Below are 1,742 nucleotides of genomic sequence, written 5' to 3' on the forward strand. Positions count from 1 at the left end.
AACTTACACCTATCAGGCCAGTGATGTGGGCTTTAACATCCGTTTGGAAGTGACCGGAGAAGATGCCTATAAGCAACAGACCACTGAGTATAGTGTTTATGAAGTCTCTAAGGTTGAGGGTATATACAGCCATGACGATGGGAGCTCCTTTGCTGCATTAAAAACTAATGGCTCAGTTATAACATGGGGAAATATTGACAATGGTGGAGATAGTTCAAGTGCGGACTTCTCCGGTGGGGTTAGAGTTGTTTTCCCGAGTAAGTATGCTTTTGCTGCAATAAAAAAGGACGAAAGTATTGTCACATGGGGACACTCTGAATATGGCGGCGACTCATCAGGAGTGAATTTTCCCAGCAATACGATTGAATTTTACTCAACCAATGCTGCATTTGCAGCCGTAAGTAAAGACGGTAGTGCAGTCACATGGGGGCTCTCTGGATATGGCGGCGACTCATCAGGAGTGGACTTATCCAATAATGTGAAGACTATTACATCGATCGCCGACACCTTTGCTGCAATGAAGAATGATGGCAGTGTTGTTATGTGGGGAAGGGATCGCGTAGTCAATTCTTGCAAGAGCGCAGGTATTTTTAATGACGTTGAAACTATTTACTCTAACGGTTTCGCGTCCTTTTCCGCACTGAAAAATGACGGCAGCATGGTAACCTGTGGCAACGGCTTGAATAGTTCCGCTGTGGACTTTTCCAGTGGCGTAAAAACTATTTATTCGACCAGCAACGCCTTTGCAGCAGTAAAGAATGATGGCAGTGTTGTTACTTGGGGGTTCACTAATTCAGGTGGAAATAGCACTGGTGTGGATTTCTCTGGTGGAGTCAAAACTATTTATTCGACCAGCAACGCTTTTGCAGCAGTAAAGAATGATGGCAGTGTTGTTACTTGGGGGAACACTAATTCAGGTGGAAATAGCACTGGTGTGGATTTCTCTGGTGGAGTCAAAACTATTTATTCGAACGGCAGCGCCTTTGCAGCAATAAAGAATGATGGCAGTGTTGTTACTTGGGGACACACTAATTTAGGTGGAAATAGCACTGGTGTGGATTTCTCTGGTGGAGTCAAAACTATTTATTCGAGCAACAGCGCCTTTGCAGCAGTAAAGAATGATGGCAGTGTTGTTACTTGGGGACACACTAATTTTGGCGGAAATAGCACAGGTGTGGATTTCTCTGGTGGAGTCAAAACTATTTATTCGAACGACAGCGCCTTTGCAGCAATAAAGAATGATGGCAGTGTTGTTACTTGGGGGGGCACTAATTCAGGTGGCAACAGTTCTGCTGTAGCAGAACATTTGACACCTTCTTTTGACGAAGTAGAAAGCTCTATAATGTAAATTAATATTGCCTCCTTATTTTAGCCCCGCATTTAGCGGGGCTTTTTACTGCCAGAATGCTAACATGCACAATAATCGTTAACTCTTAACAAAAAGCGCCTTTTGTAAAGAGTTGAACGGTTCAGGTATTATCTTAACTTGGCTTGCGTGACGACAAAAAATAATGACCAACGGGCGAAATGTAAAAAGTGAAATAAATGGAGCAACTGATAGCCATGAACGAGCAAAAGACTTTCTGACTGAAAGTGAGATCAAGTTGCTATTACTCGCAGCCAAAAAAGGCAGACATGGAACTCGTGACGACTTAATCATCCTTATGATGTACCGTCATGGATTAAGAGTCAGTGAAGCTGTTTCATTAAAGCGCTGTGACATTAATTTAGCGCAGTCGCGC

Annotated in this window: 2 protein-coding genes; both read left to right on the forward strand. The window is 43.3% G+C overall.

The annotated features are described in order from the left end of the window. Nucleotides 1-1,348 (forward strand): RCC1 domain-containing protein (locus L2748_RS23770; protein WP_476712909.1); only part of this gene is annotated, 1,348 nt, incomplete at its 5' end. 163 nt (nt 1,349-1,511) lie between these two features. Then, on the forward strand, nt 1,512-1,742 hold a 231-nt coding region (locus L2748_RS23775; RefSeq protein ID WP_248957812.1), incomplete at its 3' end, for a tyrosine-type recombinase/integrase.

It is taken from the genome of Shewanella sairae (assembly GCF_023283535.1).
In the GTDB taxonomy this organism is placed as follows: domain Bacteria; phylum Pseudomonadota; class Gammaproteobacteria; order Enterobacterales; family Shewanellaceae; genus Shewanella; species Shewanella sairae.